We start from the raw sequence: 19,487 nt of genomic DNA, 5'->3' as shown, positions 1-19,487 counted from the left end.
GGTCAGGCGGTAACGCCGAACCCATCGACGGCCCGGACCCAGTTGCTGATCGCGGCTGCTGTGGCTCCCGGTGCCATGTGCTGGAGGACGTGCCCCACCCCGGGTATCTCCGCCAGGCCGCCTTGCGGTGCGAGCGCCGCGAGCCGCTCGCACCACGGCTTGCGTGCTACGGGGTCTTTGGCCCCGCGCATCACGAGCAGGGGCTGGCTGACCCCTTGGATCCGGGATTCGAGGGGATATTCCATCATGACCGGCAACTGGGTCAGGTACCAGCGGAGACCGGCCCGGGTGTAATCCCCGAAGACAATGACATTTGAGGATAGGGATTCTCCGAACATGGCATCACGGGTCAGCGCCAGCCCTTGCAGGGGCACGGATTTCCTGCTGCTGTCCACCACCGGACCCATCAGCACCAGGCCAGCCACCAGTCCGGGCTCCTGGAGGGCAAGCTCCACGGCGTATTGCGTGCCCATGGAATGCCCCACCACCACGCAGGACCGGACCCCGGCGCCGGCCAGGACGCTGCCTACGAACGCGGCGTACTCCCCCACGGCCACCTGCCGTCCGGGCCGGGGGGCACGGCCGAAGCCGGGGAGGTCCAGGGTGTAGACATCAGCCACCTGGGCCAGCTCGCGGTGCAGCCGCGCGAAGTAGCGGTGGGAGACGCCGATGCCGTGCAGCAGCACGTAGGTGGGCCGGCTGCCGTTGCCGCTTTCGCTGTCGCGGTGCGCCACGGAGGCGTACAGCCGCCCGGTCAGGCCGCCCGACGTTACCTCCTGGCCATCAGCTAGTTTCATCAGGCGAGTTTACCGCCACCCGGCCTGCGGGACCGGGTTAGGCTGTTGCCCATGGCACTGATAGCTCCCCGGATGACCGACGGCCTCCCGGTTGAGGATGCGGAGAAACTCCAGCGTGCACTGGCGGGAAGCCACGACATCACTGTCTTTGTGGACGGTACCGTCCACCGGCTGCCGCCGCAGGCGCGGGACGCCGTCGTTGATCTCCTGAGTCGCTTCAGCCGCGGTGAAGCCGTGGCGGTCAGCAGCGTCGAGGAACTGCTGACCACCTCCCAGGCGGCCGAACTGGCCGGTATTTCGCACACGTTTCTTCGCAACATGACCGACCGCGGCGAAATCCCCGTCGAGTACCGCGGCACCCACCGCAGGATCCGGAGGGCCGCGATCATTGCTTGGCTGGAACTGCAAAGGAAGACGGAAGAGGCTAAGCCGCCCTCCGGCGAAAATGACGGTGCACGCGCCCCCAAATGACGGAAGGATAAGGATCAAGCAACGATCTCGGCGCGGCCTTAGATGGGCGAGCCGCCGGGGTTAGGCTTGATTTGTGGCAAAATTCAGAGGGTTGCACGTGGTGGCGGGCATTGCCGCCATGCTGGTTGCTGCCATGCTGGGTTCGGCCATGAGGCTGAACAACACTGCCGTGGTCATGTCCAGCTGCGTAGTTTTCGTAGCCGTCGCCATGTGGGCCGACAGCGCAATCTCCAAGCGCCGCCGCGACGCATTGGGCCAGCAGGAAACCCTGACCCTGCAGCAGGCCGCCTCCCTGGACCAGGCCACATCCCTGGAACCTGGCCGTGAGGCTTCTCCGGCTGACCGCAAGGACATTTCACACCGCTCCCTTCAGGACCAGGCAATGGCACCTGACAAGCCGTCAAAACATGAAGGAAACGCGGCGTAGAGCCTGGGCTGGCTAATGCTTTGCCCTAAATCCTCGGCCGCCCCGCCCACCGGCGCATCTTCAGCGCAGCATGCAGCTCCAGTCTGGGCATGCCCTTAAGCGGGTCCACCCCCAGCAGGGCGCGGATGCGGCCCAGCCGGTTGTAGACGCTGCTCCGGTGCAGGTGGAGTTTGTCGGCCACGTCCTGCACTGCGCCGTCGTTGTCGTACACCAGCTCCAGGACAGGGATGAGTTCTCCGTTGCGGTCGTGGTCCTCCAGTATGCGGATGTAGACGGACCCGGAATCGGCCCAGGCGCCCGCCCCTCCGCCGGCCGACGCCAGCAGCTGGTAGATCCCCGTGGTCCTGCAGTCCACCAGTTCACCCAGCTGCTGGTCCACCGCTGCGGCCTGCGCGGCAACCTTGGATTGCCGGTACGCCTCAGCGAAATCCCTCGGCCGGGCGAATCCCTCGCTGATTCCCAGAATGATGCGGTGCACAGGCCGGCCGGACCGTTTGGCCAGTTCCAGCTGATAGTGGACCAGGACCTGCGCATGGCTGGCGCGGCCCGTGGACTCCTTGAACAACACCACCGAATGCGTTTCCGTGCCCGCGCTGAACAAGGCTACATCCACTCCGATGGTGGCCTGCAGGGCTGCGGACCGGTGGATCAGGGTGGACGCGATGGGGTCGGACCCTCCGGCCCAACCGTCTGCGTCCAGGACGGTAACCATCTGCCACGGCCCCTTGCCCTGGATTTCCTTCCATCCCGCAACGGCCGCCACGGCGTTGGCCTCGCCGGAACAGGCAGCCAGGAATTCCCGTTCACGGCCCCTGCGGAACTCGGATTCGGCTGTGTTCGAATCCAGCAGCAGACCGGAGAGCAGCTCGATCTCGTGGTTCACTTCCGGCAGCTGGGTGAGGATCGCCGTCGGGTTTTCATCTTCTGAGTCCTGCTGGACCCACAAGTAGCCCACCCGGAAACCGCGCACCATCAACGGCACGCAGACACGGCCCAGCATGCCCAGCTCAGGGTTGGCCGGGATGACAACAGGGCGGACCGCCGTCGAGATGCCGTGCGAAAGCTGCCACGCGCTGACGTCCACGGGGACCCGCTTGCTGAGCAGGAAGTTGACCCGCACCCGGTCGGCGTGGGACTGGTTGGAGCTGTAGGCGAGCAGCAGGCCGTCCAGGTCCTCCAGTGAAAGCCCCCGCCCAAGCTTTTGCGCCACGCGCTCCACAAGCTGTTCCACATCCTGCTGCTGCATGGGCCAACAGTACTGCCGGGAGGGACCGTACCGCGAACGGACACGAGGCGACACCTGACGCTCCCACGCTCAACAAATGTCGAATGGAATTTCCTGAAATCCGCGGAATGACGCGATTGCGGCAGTTGGGGATTCCTGGATTCATGTCACCTGCCTCACAACCGGATTTATTCTGGAATCAACAACTTCCCCGCACTGCAAGGGCCTTTCAGGCCCGTGAAAATGGAGCCCAGAATGATCATCGGTGTCCCCAAAGAGATCAAGAACAACGAGTTCCGCGTGGCCATCACGGCCGCCGGCATCAATGAATTCCGCACCCACGGCCACTCGGTCCTCGTGGAGCGCGGCGCAGGCCTGGGCTCCGGCATCACGGACGAGGAATACGCGATCGCCGGGGCCGAAATCGTCGCTGACGCCGACGACGTCTGGGCGCGCGCGGACATGGTCATGAAAGTCAAGGAACCGATCGCCGCGGAATACCATCGCTTCCGCAAGGGCCTGATTCTCTTCACCTACCTGCACCTCGCCGCAGAGCCCGAACTGACCCGGGAACTGATCAACGCGGGCGTCACCGCCATCGCCTATGAAACCGTCCAGGAAGGCCGGACCCTGCCTCTGCTCGCTCCGATGTCCGAGGTTGCGGGCCGGCTCTCCGTGCAGGTGGGCGCCACATCGCTCATGGCACCCGCGGGCGGCAAGGGCGTGCTGCTGGGCGGCGTCCCGGGCGTCCGTCCCGCCAAGGTGGTTGTGCTCGGCGCCGGTGTTGCAGGCACCAACGCCGCAGCCATGGCCCTGGGCCTGGGCGCCGATGTCACCATCCTGGACATCAACATCAACCGGCTCCGCGAACTGGACGCCCAGTACCAGGGCCGGCTGAAGACCGTGGCGTCGAACAAGTACGAGATCGAGAAGTCGGTAGTGGACGCGGACCTGGTGATCGGCTCGGTCCTGATTCCGGGTGCGAAGGCACCCAAGCTGGTCACCAACGAGCTGGTGGCCCGCATGAAGCCCGGCTCCGTCCTGGTGGACATCGCCGTGGACCAGGGCGGCTGCTTCGAAGACACCCACCCCACCACGCATCAGGAACCCACGTACAAGGTCCACAACACGATCTTCTACTGCGTTGCCAACATGCCTGGTGCCGTCCCGAACACTTCCACCTATGCCCTGACCAACGTCACCCTGCGGTACGCAGTGGCACTGGCCAACCTGGGCGTCAAGGCCGCCTTCGACCGTGACCCTGCCCTCGCCGCAGGCCTCAACATCGCCGCCGGCCACGTGGCGCACCACTCCGTGTCCGAAGCTCACAACCTGCCGCTCGTGGCGGACTGGCACGAACTGGTCTCCGCGTAACCCTCTAGGTTGTCCCGCCGCGCTGGAAGACACACATCCTCGGCGTGCTGCCCCTTGCTGAGGCTGGGCCCACGCCAGCAGGGTTCCCTGGCCGAGCTTGCGAGGTTAGGGGGCTGGTGGGGAGCACGCTTCCTGGATGGCTGCCGTTCAGACGTTAAACCCCCTTCTGCGCCGAGACTAGTTCGCGTGCCTTTTCTATTATTTTGAGGACGTCGACGGCGTCTGTTGGGTCTACCGGGACGGGGAGTGGGGAGGCCGTGCCGCCGTCGATGATCTTGTCCGCGAGGATCCGGTAGAACTCGGGGTAGCTGCCCCGCTCTGTGGGCAGGGCGTCCAGGTGTCCGTCCCGGCCCAGGCGTCCGGCCCACTCCGGCGCCTCGACGCCGAATTCCTCATCCAGCGGGCTTCCGCCGGCCACGATGTACGGCTCCTGCGGGTCGACCCCGTGCTTGGTGAAGGCGCCCGTTGAGCCCAGGATACGGAACCGCGGACCCTGCTGTGCGCAGAGCATGTTCATGCTCAGGTGGCTGGTCACGCCGGATTCGTGGTTTAGGACGAGGAAGACGTCGTCGTCCACTTTCTCGTGGTGACGTCGCGCCTGCAGCTCGGCATGAACCACCGTGGCCGGACCGAACAGAAGCAGGGCCTGATCGATGAGGTGCGTACCGAGGTCGAACAGCACGCCGCCACCATCCGCCGCCGCGGCCTGGGCCTTCCACGCCTTCGAAATGTCCGGGGACCAGCGTTCAAAGCTGGATTCAAAACGGGTCACGCTACCCAGCGCTTCCCCCGCCAGCAGCTTCCGGACAGTGAGGAAATCCCCGTCCCAGCGCCGGTTTTGGAACACTGTGAGCACCCGGCCCAGCCGCTCCGCCAAGGCAATAAGCTCCTCCCCTTCGGAGGACCGGACCGCGAAAGGCTTGTCCACCACCACGTCGAGCCCTGCTTCAAGGGCGGCTTTTGCCATGGGGTAATGGGTGGCGGGAGGCGTCCCCAGCACTACCAGGTCAAGTTCCCCGGCCAACGCCAGCACAGCCTCGCCGTCGGGCACTGTTTTGACGCCGGGATACCGCTCTACGGCGGCAGCATGCCGGCCGGCGTCGGATGTTGCAACGATATCCAGCGAGTAGCGGCGGTCTGCCGCGATCAGCGGCGCGTGGAAGACGCTCCCTGACAGGCCATAGCCGACGACGGCGGTGCGGATAGTGCGTTGAACTTCAGTCCCGGTCATAAGGGCTAGGCTACCCCCCACCGTTGTGAGCGAGCGTTCCGGAAAAGCCCGCAGAAAGTGAGAGAGCGTCGCGGCCGGCGGGCGTCACGCAGTGCAGGCTTTTGAGAAGACAACGACGGCGGCGTCCCGGCGTGGCGGCGGACGGCGCCTGCGGTGCGCCAAAAGGCTGCCTGGCGTGACGCCGTCGTAGTCCAGCCTGAAGGCTCCCCGCTGATCCACGGCCGAAGGCCGGCACCCCCGGGGATCCCGGGCGTGCCGGCCTTCGGCCGTGTTGCGTTCAGATAGTGCCGTCAGCCGGGGGTTACTTCTTTTCCCAGCCCAGGGTGGTCCAGTCCGGAACCTGCGAGAGGCTCTGGAACAGTGACGGACCGTAGTTGGCCAGGCCCGTGCGGACGAAGGAGATCTGCGGGCCGTTCATCACGACGCCCATGGAGAAGTACTTCGCCATGTGCTCCTTTTCAACGTCCATGGCTGCCTTGTTGCGCTCTGCGTTGTCCTCGATCGAGGCGAGGTCGGCGATCTTCTTGTCCAGTTCAGCGTCGCCAAGCTTGTTCTCGTTGGTCTTCGAGTCATAGTACTGCTTGACGGCGGACGTAGCGTCGGCGCCCACGGTGTAGCCGGAGACGCTCAGGTCGAATTCGCGGCCGCCCACAACCTTGGCGAAGTCGGCGGAAGCACGCTGGTCGATGCCAACATCCATGCCACCGGCCTGGAGCTGCTTCTGCAGCGTCTGCGTAAATGCCAGGGTGGTGGGATCGTCACCGAAGTTGCTGATCTTGAAGGCGGCCGGCTTGCCGTCTTTCTCCATTATCCCGGCGGCATTCGGAGCGTAGCCGGCGTCGGTCAGGACCTTCTTGGCGGCATCGGGGCCGGTTTCCTTAACCGGGTAGTTGTCCTGGTAATACTCGGAGAACGGCAGGAGCATCATGGAACCGGAGCTGGGTTCTTCCCAGTTCAGGCCGTTGAAGCGGACCTTGCGGAGCGCCTCGCGATCGACCGCGGCGAAGATGGCTTCGCGGACGGCAACGTCGGTGATCCGCTGGGCGTTGATATTCATGCCTCCGGCGAAGAGACGCTGGCCGCGGCGGACCTCGGAGTTGTTGGTGCCCTCCAGCTGCTTGTACAGCGCGATGGTGTTCGCAGACATTGCATCGATCTCACCGTTCTTGAAGGCTGCGATCTGCGCGCTGGTTTCCAGCTGGCGGAAGGTCACGTTCTCCAGGACGGGCTTGTTGCCCCACCACTTTTCGTTGGGAACCAGCGTCACGGTCTTGGCTGCGGCGTCGTACTGGTCCAGCTCGAACGGGCCGGCCATCCACTCAGGATGCATCTCGCCGACAAAACCTTCATTGAAGATTTCGGGTGTGTTCACCGCAGGGTGGATCAGGCCGAAGAATAGATCCTCCAACGGATACACCGGCTGGCTCATCTTAACGATGATTTCCTTATCGCTGCTGCCGGCCTCCACGGACTCCACGAATTCGTAGGCTCCCGAAGTGACGATGTCATAACCGGCATCGGGGCTCTTCAGGATGTTCCAGGTATTCTGGAAAGCTTTGATATCGATGGGCGTGCCGTCGTTGTATGTCGCTTTGTCGTTGACCTTGATGGTGACCGTCTGCTTGCCGTCAACCACTTCGCTCTCCACGGACTCGCAGAAGTCCTTGTTGGGGGTCGCCTTGCCCTCGAAGTCCACCTTCCAGCAGCCGCCGATGCCGCCACCCGTGACCGCAACCGGATTAATCGGTGCCATCAGCGCGGAGTTGTCCGAGCTGTTGCCGTTGTTGGAAAAGCCGTTGAAATCCGGGCCAATGCTGCCCAGCGGCAAGGTGACCTTGCCGCCCTGCTCAAGATCCGCGGCTGGCTTCTCGTTGATGCTGATGAGCTTGGACAGATCGCTGCCCGACTCCTGGCCCTTAGCCGTTTCCGGTCCGGTGGGGGTGCCTCCACCGCCACAGGCCGTCAGGGTCAGGGCCGCGGCAATTGCCGCGGCTCCGCCGATCTTGGTCAGATTCCTCATTGTTTTCCCTTCATAGGTGCGGGTGGTGCTTGTGATGGGTCTGTAAAACCTAGGGTGCATGGGGTTCCGCCGTTTCGTGGACCACCAGCATGTCCTCGTCCAGCTCGCCGTCGGGGAAGAAGCAGGCGAACTGTTGGTCCAACGAAGGCAGCCGGCCGGCCTCCAGCGCCTGTGCTGCGGATGAGGCCGGAACGAATTCCAGCGGCGGTTCGAGGGTGAGGCACTTCTCCTGCTTCGCCGCGGGAAGCGCCTCGAAAACGGGGCACCGCGTGGCGAAGTTGCAGCCCTTGGGCGCATCGAGGGGCGACGGCAGGTCGCCCTTGAGGATGATGCGCTCCCGGGTGCGCTCCAGCTGGGGGTCAGGCACCGGAATGGCTGACAGCAGCGCCCGCGTGTACGGATGGCGGGGGTTGTCGAAGACCCGGTCCACCTCGCCGATCTCCACGATCTTGCCCAAGTACATTACGGCCACCCGGTTGGAAATGTGGCGGACCACCGAAAGGTCATGGGCGACCATCAGGTAGCTCAGGCCGAGCTCGGCGCGCAGCTGGTCCAGCAGGTTAATGACGCCGGCCTGGACGGACACGTCCAGCGCGGACACCGGCTCGTCGAGGACCACAAGTTTCGGATTGACGGCCAAGGCCCGGGCAATCCCCACGCGCTGCCGCTGGCCGCCGGAGAACTGGTTGGGGAACCGGTTGACGTGGTCGGGCTGCAGCCCCACCAGCTTCATCAGTTCCATGATGCGCTTCTTGATGGCCCGGTTGCCCAGGCCGGCATTCTGCAGCGGTTCGGCCAGGACCTCGTAGACCGTGAACCGCGGATCCAGTGCCCCGGTGGGATCCTGGAAGACCATCTGCAGCTCACGCCGCATGGCGCTTCTGACCTTGCCGGTGGTGGCTTCCTTGTTGCTGAGCCCGCCGATGACCACTTCACCGTCCTGGTCCTTGTGGAATTCCATGATTTCCAGGAGCGTAGTGGTCTTACCGGAGCCGGACTCCCCCACGATGGAGAAGCACTCGCCCTCGCGGATGTCGAAGCTCAGGCCATCCACGGCCTTGACGGTGCCGATGCGCCTCTTCAGCAGGGCACCCTTGGTCAGCGGGAAGTGTTTGCGCACGTCCTTGAGCTCCAGGACTGTCGCACGCTCCCCGCGTGGGATGGCGTCGAAACGGGACAGGGGCACCGGAGGTGCGGAGAAGATTTCCAGGACGTCGGCATCCCCGCCCAGCGCGTCGGATTTGATGCAGGCAGCCTTGTGTCCCGCTTTGCCTCCGGCGGGCAGCAGCTCCGGCTCCCCGGCCCTGCATGCGTCGCTGACCAACGGGCATCGCGGGGCGAAGGAGCAGCCGGTGGGCGTGTAGATGAGATTGGGCGGGATGCCGTCGATGGGGACCAGTGAGGTTTTCTCGGCCACGTCCACGCGGGGCACGGCGCCGAGAAGCCCCATCGTGTAGGGCATCCTCGGGTCGTAATAGATGTCATCCACCTGCCCGGTCTCGACGGGCTTGCCGGCGTACATGACCATGATGTCATCGGCGATGCCGGCCACGACGCCCAGATCGTGGGTGATCATCACGACGGCGGCGCCCGTTTCCTCCTGCGCCGCCTGAAGCACCTCGAGCACCTGCGCCTGGATGGTGACGTCCAGCGCCGTCGTCGGCTCATCCGCGATCAGCACCCGCGGGTTGTTGGCGATGGCGATGGCGATCATCACGCGCTGGCGCATGCCGCCGGAGAACTCGTGCGGGAAGGCCTTGAGCCTGTCCTTCGGGCTGGGAATCCCCACCATTGCCAGGAGTTCGACGGCGCGGGCTTCCTTGGCCTGTTTGCTCATCGTGGGGTTGTGGATGGTGAGGGCCTCGGTGATCTGGGCACCCACCGTAAAGACCGGCGTCAGGGAGGAGAGCGGGTCCTGGAAGACCATGGCGATGTCGTTGCCGCGGTAGGCGCACATCGCCTTGTCGTTGAGGCCCAGCAGTTCCCTGCCCATCAGCCGCACGGATCCGGCGATTTCCGCTGTCGGCGGCAGGAGGCCCATGATGGCCAGCGAGGTGACGGATTTTCCGGAGCCCGATTCGCCCACGATGCCCAGGGTCTTGCCCGGCATCAGGTCAAAGTCGACTCCGCGGACCGCGTGCACCACACCGTTCTCGGAGTTGAAGCGGACGTGCAGGTCCCGTACGGACAGGACAGCGTCCGACGGCGAATAGAGGCCTGCAACTTGCAGGCGTTCGGCCGCGGAGTGGGACGTTGGGCCGGCCGGTTCGAGGTAGGTTTCACTGCTCATTTCGCCGGCTCCTTGACGCTGTTTTTGGCGCTTTTCTTCTTGGCTTTGCCAACGGAACTGGAACTCGGATCAAAGGCGTCCCGCAGGCCGTCGTTCATCATGGCAAGGGAGCCGGTGAGCAGGAACATCACCGTCAGCGGTACCCAGAACATCCACGGGAAGGTCTGGACCTGTGACGTGGCGCCGCCGATCAAAACGCCCAGGCTGACATCCGGGACCTTGATGCCGATGCCGATGAAGGAGAAGGCGACTTCGGCCAGGATGGCGCCGGTGACACCGCGGGTGATGTCCAGGACCAGCAGGGAGCCGATGTTGGGCACAAGGTGGCGCCAGACAATCCTGCGGGGCGGGACGCCCATGTACTGGGCCGCCTTGACGAAGTCCCGCTGCATCAGCGACATGGACAGGGAACGGATAAGCCGGGCGGTGCCCATCCAGCTGAAGACCAGGAGCACGATAATCAGGAGGAGCCAGCTGGGCAGGTTATTCTTCAGTCCTTCCCCTCCGCCGCTGGTGGCCACTGCCACTACCAGCAGGGCAGGCATCATGATGAGCGCCTCAAGGACAAAGAGCATTACCTTGTCCACTTTTCCGCCGAAGTAGGCCATGGTGCAGCCATACACGGCGGCGACCAGGACGGACACCAGGCCAACAATCAGGCCGATCAGGATGGAGATCCGGGTGCCCTCAACGGTCATGGCGTAAAGGTCGATTCCGGCTTGGGAGGTGCCCAGGAAGTGTTCGCCGGAGGGCGGCATTCCGATGTTGAAGGGGTCGATGGTTTCTTTGTCCCAGGGGGTGAAGTACCCGCCGATGAAGGAGAAGATCGTCAGGCCGAGGAAAATGGCGAGGCCCGCCACGGCGGTCTTGTTCCGCATGAAGCGCCGGAAGATGATGGTGGATTTGCCGATGACTGCATCGGCGCTTTCCAGGTGCGCGTCCTGCGCGACGGCTGCCGGGTCGACTGCATTGAGGTTTGTCACGGCTACTGCACCCTCACTCTCGGGTCAACAAGCGTGGTGGCGAAGTCTGCCAGGATCGCGCCGAGGGCGAAGATGACAGAGCCATAGGCAAGCGTTGCCGTGGCGGCGTTCACGTCCTGCAGCGAGATGGCGTCGATGCTCCAGGAGCCGACACCTGGCCAGGCAAAGATTTTCTCGGCGAAGAAGCCGCCCGCGAAGATGGCGGGGATGGTGAAGGCAATGCTCTGCGCCACGGGTATAAAGGACACGCGGAGGGCGTGCCGTGAAATGGCCTGGTTGCGGGTCAGGCCCTTGGCGCGGGCCGTACGGACGAAGTCCGCGTTGACGTTGTCCAGCAGGTATTGGCGCTGGGCTATCTGGTAGGAGCCCCAGCCCACCAGAGTGATAGCGACCGTAGGGACGGCGTAATGGGCCACCATGTCCAGGAACTGCCCCCAGCCCGGTTCCATGCCGGGGGTAGAGATGCCGGTGACGAAGAAGATCCGCTCGCCGACGGTTTCGTTGATGTTGATGGCACCTAGCTGCACCAGGAAGTAGGCGATCGGTGCGGGCACGATGTACGCAAGGTAGCTGTACGAGGTGATGACTCGGTCCTGGAACTTGTACTGGCGGGCAGCAGAGTACACACCGAGGGCGACGCCGATCACCAGCGTCAGGATGATGGAGGCAAGGAAGAGCCGGGTGGAGATCCACACGCGGTCGCCAAACTCCGCGTTGACGAAGGCGCCGTTGGGGCTGCGACCCCAGTCCCAACGGGTCACGATGCCGGTCAGCCACTCCACGTAGCGCTCCCACGGGCTAAGGTCGGGGTCCAGCCCCTTGAGGCGCATGGAGTTGGCCACCTGCTCCGGGGTGGGACGGGGGATCCTTTCCTGCTCCAGTAGCGCGGGCTTGAGGGAGGTGACCGCCAGGAAGTACCCGGCCGACGTGGTCAGGAAGATCATGAAAACATACGTGATTCCGCGCTTGGCGAGGTACCGGAGCATGTGGCAGCTACTTCTGAATCGCCGCTGCCAGGTGCTCATCCTGAAGTATCAGGGGACTCCGGCGCGCTGGGTCCGCGGCGTTGGCAGTAACTGCTATCACGAGCTTGATCCTTCCGTCGTCCCCGGCCAGGCAGGGGATGCGCCGCCACTTCCGGGTTGTGCACCAGCGGGTAGCTGGCCTCCCGCAGCCGTTGCCGGCTTGGTCCTGGTGGACTATGTTGCGGGTCACATTCCAGAGGAAATTACCACACAGATCCTGTCAAGAAGTGCCCAAACCGGCGGAAATCACACACGCCGTATCGAATCGTTATGAATAATTCAGTGGATTTGATTTGACAGGATGCTCAAACAGCCCCGGCGGATGCTAGGGGGAGCTGACGACGCGCGTGACCAGCTCCCGCCAGGACTCGGCAAGCCGCCCAGGCTCGATACCGTGCACGCGGACGGCATGCAGCAGCCGCTCCGGATCCAGCGTGGCATTAAGTGCCATGGCCATCAGGCGGGGGTCCGCGTCCAGGCCTTCCTCGCGGAGCAGATACTCGATGTGGCGATCCCATAGTGTCACTGCCGGGACGTCAAAGCGGTCGGGTACGGATTTGTCGGCTGCCCGTGCCAGCTCGCCGTACTGCATCACGAAGGTTATCCGCTCGACGCCGAAGGCAATCAGGCGTTCGCGGGCAGGCGCACCCGGGCCAAGCGGGGAGGGCCCAAACATAAAGCGGGCCTGGAAGTCCGCCTCGGCGTCGCTGAGAAGCGTGATCATGAGGCCGGCCCTGCTGCCGAACCTGCGGAACACGGTGCCTTTGCCCACGCCGGCGCGTTCGGCCAGCCTGTCCATCGTGAGTCCATCCGCACCGCATTCTGATATCAGTTCCCGCGCTGCCCCCAAGAGGCGTTCACGATTCCGGGCAGCATCACTGCGCTCGGCGGCGTGAGCCGACAGCGGATCAGGCCTCAATGGGATGAAGGTCACAGTCCATATTCTAGACCCCGGGAATATTAAGCGGACCGTAGTCCGTTTAGCATCACGTAGGCCCCAACCGGCCTCCATTACCAGCAGGCCTGCGGATCCGCCGCAGCCCGATCCCAGGAGTCCCCATGTCAAAGAGCACCGTTCTTACCCTTGTCGGCAGCCTCCGCGCTGATTCCCACAACCAGAAGCTGGCCGAGGCCATCCGGCTGAACGCTCCCGACCAGGTAGACGTGATCATCCACGAAAGCCTGGGCAACATCCCGTTCTATAACGAGGACATCGACGTTGAGGGCGAGGTGCCTGCCGCGGCCGCCGCCCTCCGCGCGGCCGCCAACGAAGCCGACACACTGCTGCTGGTCACTCCGGAGCACAACGGTACGGTGCCCGCTTCATTGAAGAACGCCATCGACTGGCTGTCCCGCCCCTACGGCGCCGGCGCCCTCGCCGGCAAGCCCACCGCCGTCGTCGGTACCGCTTTCGGCCAGTTCGGCGGGGTCTGGGCCCAGGACGAAGCCCGCAAAGCTGCCGGCATTGCAGGCGCCCAGGTGCTCGAGGACGTCAAACTGGCAGTTCCCGGCTCCATGGTCCGATTCGCCGAACTGCACCCGAAGGACGACGCCGAAGTTGTCGAACAGATCAAGGGTGTTTTTGACGCCCTTGCCGCCGCGGGCTCGGCAGCCTAAGGCTGACTCATACCGGATGCCCCGCGCGCTGCAAGGTGCGAGGGGCATTCGTTATGGCACCGTGAATTGCCGGCCACAGCAGGGGTCCGGCGTGACCAACTCTTGTCTCAACCGGTACCGCGCCGGCATTCCCTGGCCCGCCGGGCCGCCGTAACGTTTAATGCACGGAATGTACCGGACGGAATTGCGGTGCTGGGATGGCAATCAGGCGGAATGCCACAAAACGGGCGGCGGCGGCAGCGGTGGCCCTGGTGCTTCCGTTGTGGCTGGGGTCCTGCGCTCCCGGCACCGAATTCCCTGCCGGCACGGTTGCCAGCGAGCGAACGGCTCCGCCTGCCGAACCACTGACCCCCATCCCCCAGCCCCAGGCCGCGCCGCCCCTCGGGTCCGTCGGAGCTGGCAGTCCGACCGGAAGTCCGGCCCCTTCCGGAGACACCCCGACCAGCGCCCCGTCCGATGGCACCCCCACCGAGCCGGACGATTTACCGTCAAGTGCCTCTTCCGGCTCCGGCACGGGTTCCGGCAGCACCGGCCAGGCCCAGGCCGGCGTATCCGGAACGGCACCGGCAGCGGAACCGCCGCCGGTCCAGACCCGCGCTCCGGACGATCCTCCACTCGGCAATGCAGCCGGAACCCATTCCGTCACGGCTTACTACGTCCTCCTGGACGACGGCGGCAGCAGCGGTGTCCGGTTCGGCTGCAACGACAGCCTGGTGGGAGTGAAGCGCTCCAACGCCGATTCTGCCGACCCACTGCCTGCGGCCATCCGCGCTCTGCTGGACGGAAGCGCGCCGCCCATAGCGGACGTCTACAACTCGCTGTCCGGCTCAACCCTGAACTTCCTGGCCGGCAGCTTCGACGGCACCACGGTCACCGTTTACCTGGCCGGCACCATGCGCCCCGGCGGGGTCTGCGACATTCCACGGATTGAGGCCCAGCTGACCCAGACCGCGGTATCTGCGGTGGGCGCCATCCGGGCCGAGATCTATGTCAACGGTGAGGGACTGGCCGAAGCCCTGAGCCTCAAGTAGTGCCGGTCGCTTGTCCGCCGAACAGGGCATCCATCGCGGTGTGGCTTCGCGCCCCCGCCAGCTCCGACCAGTTGCCGTCGCCCAACACCTCCTCGGCCACCCGGGAGACCGTTGCATACGCCGCCTTGGCGGTGTTGCCGCCGATGCTGATCCGCTGCACGCCGGCGTCGTGCAGTTCACCGACCGACGGCGCCCCGACGCCGGCGAGGGCGTTCAGCGGAGCGTCGATCCGGCGCGAGAGTTCATGCAGCACATGGAGGTCGGTCAGGCCCGGAACAAAAATCCCGCTAGCGCCGGCCGCCAAATAGGCTTCGGCCCTGCCTACCGTCTCCTCGAACGCGCGCTCCGGATAGATCCCGGAGAGGTACGTGTCCGTCCGGGCGTTGATGAAGAGGTCCACCCCGGCGGCGTCCGCGGCCTCCCGGACCAGCTCCAGGCGGCGGCATTGTTCGCTCGTGTCAGTAAGGGGGCGGTCCCCGGAGTCTTCGAGGTTGATGCCGACGGCTCCGGCCTGCAGCACTGCCAGCACTGTGTCCCGGAGCTTCCTGTGGTCAAAGCCGTTGCCGCTCCCCGCATAGCCTGTTTCGATGTCCGCAGTGACGGGAAGCGATGTGGCCGCAACGATCCTCGCAAGCACCGACATCGCCAACCCGGCCGGCAGCCTGTTGCCGTCGGGGAAGCCCATGCTCCAGGAGATGGCGGAGCTGGAAGTTGCGATCGCCGTCGCCCCGGCTTCTTCCACGAGCCGGGCGGATGCCGCGTCCCAGACGTTGACCAGGACAAGCGGTGCACCGGCGCCGTGGAGGGACCTGAAGGCTGCGGCCAGTGACATGGACTGCGGGGGCGTCATCATGGGTCCATTCCAGCCCCTCAGGCTTCCCACGTAAAGCTTCGGCTTCCGCCACGTGCTTCATTGATCAACAAGTGTTGCCTTATCAGCAACTGTCCGCTGTATCCTGAGGATGTGAGCCACGAAACACTTGATGCCGCAGCAGGGCTGCTGCCAGCAGAAGCCATTGACGCTATCGAACGTGCGGCAACGTCCGCCCACCGCCACGAGGACCTGTTCTCGGAGCGCGCCGCCAACATCAGGCAATCCGCAGTCCGCGACGTTTTTGACATCTCCATGCGGCCGGGACTGGTTTCCCTCGCAGGTGGAAGTCCGTATCTGCAGTCCCTGCCCCTGGAGCGGCTGGCCCAAACTGCCGCCACCATCATCGCCCAGGACGGCCTCACCGCCCTGCAGTACGGCGGCGGCCAGGGACTGGAGGAGTTGCGGGGGCAGATCTGCGAGGTGATGGCAGCTGAAGGCATCCTCGACGCGGCACCCCGGAATGTCGTGATCACGGCGGGCTCGCAGTCAGCGCAGGACGTGGCCACGAAGGTGTTCTGCAATCCCGGCGACGTGGTTCTGGTGGAGAACCCCACCTACGTTGGCGCGCTGAACACCTTCGAGGCCTACCAGGTCCAGGTCGAAACCGTGGAGATGGACGACGACGGACTGGTCCCGGAACTGCTGGAGGCCAAGATCGCGGCGCTCCAGACCGCCGGCAGGAACATTAAGTTCCTGTACACCATTCCCAGCTTCAACAACCCCTCCGGGATCACGCTCGCCCAGGACCGCCGGCAACACATTGTCGATATATGCCGCCGCGCGAATATTCTGGTGCTGGAAGACAACCCCTACGGGCTCCTTCGGTTCGATGGCGCCCCGCTGACCCCGCTGCGGGCGGACAATCCGGCCGACGTTATATACATGGGATCCTTCTCCAAGATCTTCGCCCCAGGCCTCCGCATCGGCTGGGCCCTGGTTCCAGAGCACCTGCAGCGGCGCTACTACCTCGCGGCGGAGGCCGTCACACTGTGCCCGCCCGCGCTCAACCAGATGCTGGTGTCCGCTTACCTCCGGGACTACGACTGGAAGGGCCAGATCGAGACTTACCGTGGCCTCTACGCCGAAAGGTGCCGGGCCATGCTGGACGCCCTTGAAGAGCACATGCCCGACGGCGCGAGCTGGACCAGCCCGGACGGCGGCTTCTTTGTGTGGGTGACGCTTCCCGAGGGCGTGGACACTTATCCCCTGCTGAAAAAGGCGATCGACGCAGGCGTCGTTTTTATCCCCGGCGCCGCGTTCACCCCGTCCGATGAGCCGTCCAACAAACTGCGGCTGGCATTCAGCGCGGCGCCCCCCGAGGCCATCACCGAAGGTGTCCGCCGTTTGGCCCCCGTGCTGCGGGAAGCCATCGCCGCGCTGTAGCCTTGGCCTCACTGGTTGCAGGACGCCACTTACCGAAGCAAAGGAGCAAAAATGACCGGAACTATTGTTGTTGGGGTTGACGGCAGCGGAACTGCCAAGAAGGCTGCGGAGGCCGCACGGGATCTCGCGGCTGCCGTGGGCGCGTCCCTGCACGTCGTATCGGCGTTCGACAGTGACCGAACCGAAGTGTTCGGCAGCGGCAGCGACCAGTGGATCGTCTCGGACGCGGACGGTGCAGAGCAAGTGGCAAGGACCGTGGCGGACTCCCTCGCAGGAGACGTCAAGGTGACCTACTCCGCCGCCCGCGGCAAGCCTGCCGAGGCTCTCATCAAGGAAGCCGAGCGTCTCAGTGCCCGGATGATCGTGGTGGGCAACCGGCGGATGCGCGGTATCGGCCGGGTCCTGGGAAGCGTGGCCAACAGTGTTGCCCACAACGCCACGTGCGATGTCTACATCGCGAACACTTACGACGCCGACTGACCGCCTACCCTGAATCAGGGCACCATGCACCAGCCGTGCCGCGGCTGTGCGTGGTGTCCTTTCTGGCGTGCGGGACAGGGACGACTAGGCCAGCCAGCCCCGGAGCAGCCACCAAAGCCCTGGCATCACCAGCGAACCGACCAGCGAACCGGCCACAACCTGCCCGGCCGTATGGGCCCTGAGAACCACCCGCGACCAGCCCACCGCAGGGATCAGGAGCAGCAGCGGCAGCCAGGACGGACCCAGCATCAGCACCGTGATGACGGCCGACGACGATATGGCCGCGGCATGTCCGCTGATTTTCCAGAAGGGGCTCACGGCCCCAATCACGACGATGCCGCCCACGATTGCCAGCACCATCACCACAACACTGTCCGGCGCGCCAACAGCCTCAAGCACCAGCAGCCCTGCCACCACTGACGCGAGGGCAATCAGCAGTACCGGCGCCCGCTGCTCGCGTTTGCTGACGTGGTGGTCCGTGACCTTGCCCAGCCGCACGAGGCCCAGCAGCAGCAACAGCGGCAGGACGCAGACGAACAGCGCGGCCAGGGCCCCGAAGCCGATCGTTCCCGGGAATCCGGGTTCGGTGAGGGGGCTGACCAGCAGCTGGGCCGTCACTACCACCGGGGGCTGGAAAACCTCTGTCAGCCATCGGGCTGTCCGGTTTTGGGCGCGGAGGGCCGAATCAGTCAAAGTCGCTCGTATTCTCATCTGCTGCGTCTGCTCGCCTGCGGGACCCTGACGGTGTAGCTAGTCCAGCAGTAGTGCCGGCTCCTCAAGGATGGCTGCGACGTCGGCCATAAAGCGTGCGGACAGGTCACCGTCCACCACGCGGTGGTCGAAGGACCCGCCCAGTGTGGTGATCCAGCGCGGGATGACTTCCCCATCCAGGACCCACGGCTTCTGCTTGATGGTTCCGAAGGCGACGATAGCCACCTCGCCGGGGTTGATGATGGGCGTCCCGGTGTCGATCCCCAGCGCGCCGATATTGGTGATCGTGAGCGTGCCGCCCTGCATTTCGGCGGGTTGGGTCTTGCCGGCCCGGGCTGTGGTGGCCAGGTTGTTCAGTGCGAGCGCAAGTTCCTTCAGGGAGAGGTCCTGCGCATCCTTAATGTTGGGCACCATCAGGCCGCGCGGAGTGGCGGCGGCGATGCCCAGGTTCATGTAGTGCTTGACGTGGATCTCGGCTGTGTCGGTGCCGTCGGAGTTGTCCACCCACGTGGCGTTGACACTCGGGTTCCGGGCGGCCGCCCAAATAACAGCCTTGGCCAGGATCAGCAGGGGCGAGACCTTGATGCCCTCGAAGTCGCGCGAGGCCTTCAGCCGCTTGACGAACTCCATGGTGCGGCTGGCATCCACGTCCACGAAGATGCTGACGTGGGGCGCGGCAAAGGCGGACTCCACCATGGCCTTGGCGGTCGCTTTTCGGACGCCCTTGACCGGAATACGCTCCACCCTCTGGTCCTGCGGCTTTCCGGCCTTGCCCCAGAAGCCGTCTGCCTTGTCCAGTTCGGCGTCGCGCTGGGCCTGGTAGCTCACCAGGTCCTCACGCGTGACCTCGCCGCGGGAGCCTGTTGCCACAACGTCCGCCAGGTCGATTCCCAGGTCTCGTGCGATCTTGCGCACGGGCGGCTTGGCCAGGACCCGGTTCACCAGGCCCGTGATCGTGTCGCCCAGGGTGGGCCGGTCATCGACAGGACCGGCGGCTGAGCCTTGTGAAATCCCGGGAGCGGCGGACCGGGCCTCGACCGGTTCTTCCACCGGGACCGGGGCTGACGCGCCCCGTGCGGCAGGCGCGGACTTGCGCGCGCGGCGCCTGACGGCGTCGGCCTTGGGACCGGAACCCACCAGCGGACCGCCGGCCAGGGCACCGTCCGCCGTGTCGGCGTCGGCCGCGGGAAGCTTGCCGTACAGCGGCTGCACCGGTGTGGCCGGAGCCGGGACATCGGCGGGAGATGGGTCGCCGGAAACGGCGTCGGTGACGCTGATGATTGCGGTTCCGACGTCGATGGTTATCCCCTCCGGAACCAGGAGCTCCGTGACAGTCCCCGCAAAGGGCGACGGCAGCTCCACGAGGGACTTGGCCGTCTCGATCTCGCACAGGACGTCATTGATGGCAACGGTGTCGCCCGGCTTGACCTTCCAGGAGACGATTTCCGCCTCGGTGAGGCCTTCGCCAACGTCGGGGAGGTTGAACTTGTTTACAGTCATGGTGTCCTCGGTTTCGGAAGCCCAGGTCCCCGCTCCTGGCCAGGAGGG

Annotated in this window: 18 protein-coding genes; 7 read left to right on the top strand and 11 right to left on the bottom strand. The window is 65.0% G+C overall.

Annotated features, from left to right (window positions below; genetic code table 11):
- Positions 1-2 precede the first annotated feature (2 nt).
- Entirely contained in the window at positions 3-797 is a 795-nt protein-coding gene (locus AU175_RS11730; protein ID WP_066288925.1) for an alpha/beta fold hydrolase, read from the bottom strand.
- A gap of 51 nt (positions 798-848) precedes the next feature.
- On the opposite strand from AU175_RS11730, the gene AU175_RS11725 reads away from it, so the two are divergent.
- Together AU175_RS11725 and AU175_RS11720 are read left to right on the top strand one after the other, a co-directional pair.
- Complete coding sequence (locus AU175_RS11725; RefSeq protein WP_066288923.1) at positions 849-1,268, top strand: helix-turn-helix domain-containing protein; 420 nt, start codon at positions 849-851, stop codon at positions 1,266-1,268.
- Between the two features lie 73 nt (positions 1,269-1,341).
- On the top strand, positions 1,342-1,695 hold the full coding sequence (locus AU175_RS11720) for a hypothetical protein (RefSeq protein WP_197497084.1): 354 nt from the start codon (positions 1,342-1,344) through the stop codon (positions 1,693-1,695).
- Positions 1,696-1,720: 25 nt separating this feature from the next.
- Here AU175_RS11720 and AU175_RS11715 read toward each other — a convergent pair whose 3' ends face one another.
- A complete protein-coding gene (locus AU175_RS11715; RefSeq protein WP_066288919.1) occupies positions 1,721-2,941 on the bottom strand; it encodes a PucR family transcriptional regulator in 1,221 nt (406 codons plus the stop codon).
- A 234-nt stretch (positions 2,942-3,175) separates the two neighbouring features.
- Here AU175_RS11715 and ald point away from each other — a divergent pair, with 234 nt between their 5' ends.
- The gene (gene ald, locus AU175_RS11710; RefSeq protein ID WP_066288917.1) at positions 3,176-4,294 is read left to right on the top strand and encodes an alanine dehydrogenase; all 1,119 of its coding nucleotides are present in this window, start codon (positions 3,176-3,178) and stop codon (positions 4,292-4,294) included.
- Positions 4,295-4,448: 154 nt separating this feature from the next.
- On the opposite strand, the gene AU175_RS11705 is transcribed toward ald, so the two are convergent.
- The 6 genes from AU175_RS11705 to AU175_RS11680 all read right to left on the bottom strand — a co-directional run bounded on the left by AU175_RS11705 (position 4,449) and on the right by AU175_RS11680 (position 12,777).
- Positions 4,449-5,525: a Gfo/Idh/MocA family protein gene (locus AU175_RS11705; protein ID WP_066288914.1), complete on the bottom strand. Its 1,077-nt coding sequence runs from the start codon at positions 5,523-5,525 to the stop codon at positions 4,449-4,451.
- A gap of 301 nt (positions 5,526-5,826) precedes the next feature.
- A complete protein-coding gene (locus AU175_RS11700; protein ID WP_066288911.1) occupies positions 5,827-7,545 on the bottom strand; it encodes an ABC transporter family substrate-binding protein in 1,719 nt (572 codons plus the stop codon).
- Between the two features lie 49 nt (positions 7,546-7,594).
- Positions 7,595-9,835 (bottom strand): ABC transporter ATP-binding protein, encoded by a 2,241-nt coding sequence (locus tag AU175_RS11695; RefSeq protein WP_066288909.1) that lies wholly within the window; start codon positions 9,833-9,835, stop codon positions 7,595-7,597.
- Entirely contained in the window at positions 9,832-10,818 is a 987-nt protein-coding gene (locus AU175_RS11690; protein ID WP_066288907.1) for an ABC transporter permease, read from the bottom strand. The genes AU175_RS11695 and AU175_RS11690 overlap by 4 nt, the downstream gene beginning before the upstream one ends.
- Positions 10,819-10,820: 2 nt before the next feature.
- The gene (locus tag AU175_RS11685) at positions 10,821-11,804 is read right to left on the bottom strand and encodes an ABC transporter permease (protein ID WP_066288905.1); all 984 of its coding nucleotides are present in this window, start codon (positions 11,802-11,804) and stop codon (positions 10,821-10,823) included.
- A 364-nt stretch (positions 11,805-12,168) separates the two neighbouring features.
- On the bottom strand, positions 12,169-12,777 hold the full coding sequence (locus tag AU175_RS11680; RefSeq protein WP_066288901.1) for a TetR/AcrR family transcriptional regulator: 609 nt from the start codon (positions 12,775-12,777) through the stop codon (positions 12,169-12,171).
- A 125-nt stretch (positions 12,778-12,902) separates the two neighbouring features.
- Here AU175_RS11680 and AU175_RS11675 point away from each other — a divergent pair, with 125 nt between their 5' ends.
- Complete coding sequence (locus AU175_RS11675; protein WP_066288894.1) at positions 12,903-13,460, top strand: NAD(P)H-dependent oxidoreductase; 558 nt, start codon at positions 12,903-12,905, stop codon at positions 13,458-13,460.
- A gap of 197 nt (positions 13,461-13,657) precedes the next feature.
- Positions 13,658-14,491 carry a hypothetical protein gene (locus tag AU175_RS22390; protein WP_231938537.1) on the top strand — a complete coding sequence of 278 codons (834 nt, stop codon included), beginning with the start codon at positions 13,658-13,660 and terminating at the stop codon, positions 14,489-14,491.
- Here AU175_RS22390 and AU175_RS11665 read toward each other — a convergent pair.
- Positions 14,484-15,344, bottom strand: a complete 861-nt coding sequence (locus AU175_RS11665; protein ID WP_066288890.1) for an isocitrate lyase/PEP mutase family protein — start codon at positions 15,342-15,344, stop codon at positions 14,484-14,486. The genes AU175_RS22390 and AU175_RS11665 overlap by 8 nt on opposite strands.
- Before the next feature lie 111 nt (positions 15,345-15,455).
- Between AU175_RS11665 and AU175_RS11660 the strand changes: the two genes are divergently transcribed.
- Complete coding sequence (locus tag AU175_RS11660) at positions 15,456-16,748, top strand: aminotransferase-like domain-containing protein (RefSeq protein ID WP_066288888.1); 1,293 nt, start codon at positions 15,456-15,458, stop codon at positions 16,746-16,748.
- Positions 16,749-16,799: 51 nt separating this feature from the next.
- Entirely contained in the window at positions 16,800-17,228 is a 429-nt protein-coding gene (locus tag AU175_RS11655) for a universal stress protein (protein ID WP_066288885.1), read from the top strand.
- Positions 17,229-17,312: 84 nt separating this feature from the next.
- Here AU175_RS11655 and AU175_RS11650 read toward each other — a convergent pair whose 3' ends face one another.
- On the bottom strand, positions 17,313-17,921 hold the full coding sequence (locus AU175_RS11650; RefSeq protein WP_231938536.1) for a phosphatase PAP2 family protein: 609 nt from the start codon (positions 17,919-17,921) through the stop codon (positions 17,313-17,315).
- A gap of 57 nt (positions 17,922-17,978) precedes the next feature.
- Positions 17,979-19,439, bottom strand: a complete 1,461-nt coding sequence (locus AU175_RS11645; RefSeq protein ID WP_066288880.1) for a dihydrolipoamide acetyltransferase family protein — start codon at positions 19,437-19,439, stop codon at positions 17,979-17,981.
- Positions 19,440-19,487: the final 48 nt, after the last annotated feature.

The sequence above is a fragment of the Arthrobacter sp. B6 genome (genome assembly GCF_001663775.1).
Classification (GTDB): Bacteria; Actinomycetota; Actinomycetes; order Actinomycetales; family Micrococcaceae; genus Arthrobacter.
This window is presented reverse-complemented; position numbering and strand designations above follow the sequence as displayed.

Excerpts from the sequence above, each read along its gene's own strand:
- AU175_RS11730 (WP_066288925.1), bottom strand. The coding sequence starts at position 797 with ATGAAACTAGCTGATGGCCAGGAGGTAACGTCGGGCGGCCTGACCGGG.
- AU175_RS11725 (WP_066288923.1), top strand. The coding sequence starts at position 849 with ATGGCACTGATAGCTCCCCGGATGACCGACGGCCTCCCGGTTGAGGAT.
- AU175_RS11715 (WP_066288919.1), bottom strand. The coding sequence starts at position 2,941 with ATGCAGCAGCAGGATGTGGAACAGCTTGTGGAGCGCGTGGCGCAAAAG.
- ald (WP_066288917.1), top strand. The coding sequence starts at position 3,176 with ATGATCATCGGTGTCCCCAAAGAGATCAAGAACAACGAGTTCCGCGTG.
- AU175_RS11705 (WP_066288914.1), bottom strand. The coding sequence starts at position 5,525 with ATGACCGGGACTGAAGTTCAACGCACTATCCGCACCGCCGTCGTCGGC.
- AU175_RS11700 (WP_066288911.1), bottom strand. The coding sequence starts at position 7,545 with ATGAGGAATCTGACCAAGATCGGCGGAGCCGCGGCAATTGCCGCGGCC.
- AU175_RS11695 (WP_066288909.1), bottom strand. The coding sequence starts at position 9,835 with ATGAGCAGTGAAACCTACCTCGAACCGGCCGGCCCAACGTCCCACTCC.
- AU175_RS11685 (WP_066288905.1), bottom strand. The coding sequence starts at position 11,804 with ATGCTCCGGTACCTCGCCAAGCGCGGAATCACGTATGTTTTCATGATC.
- AU175_RS11675 (WP_066288894.1), top strand. The coding sequence starts at position 12,903 with ATGTCAAAGAGCACCGTTCTTACCCTTGTCGGCAGCCTCCGCGCTGAT.
- AU175_RS22390 (WP_231938537.1), top strand. The coding sequence starts at position 13,658 with ATGGCAATCAGGCGGAATGCCACAAAACGGGCGGCGGCGGCAGCGGTG.
- AU175_RS11665 (WP_066288890.1), bottom strand. The coding sequence starts at position 15,344 with ATGATGACGCCCCCGCAGTCCATGTCACTGGCCGCAGCCTTCAGGTCC.
- AU175_RS11655 (WP_066288885.1), top strand. The coding sequence starts at position 16,800 with ATGACCGGAACTATTGTTGTTGGGGTTGACGGCAGCGGAACTGCCAAG.
- AU175_RS11645 (WP_066288880.1), bottom strand. The coding sequence starts at position 19,439 with ATGACTGTAAACAAGTTCAACCTCCCCGACGTTGGCGAAGGCCTCACC.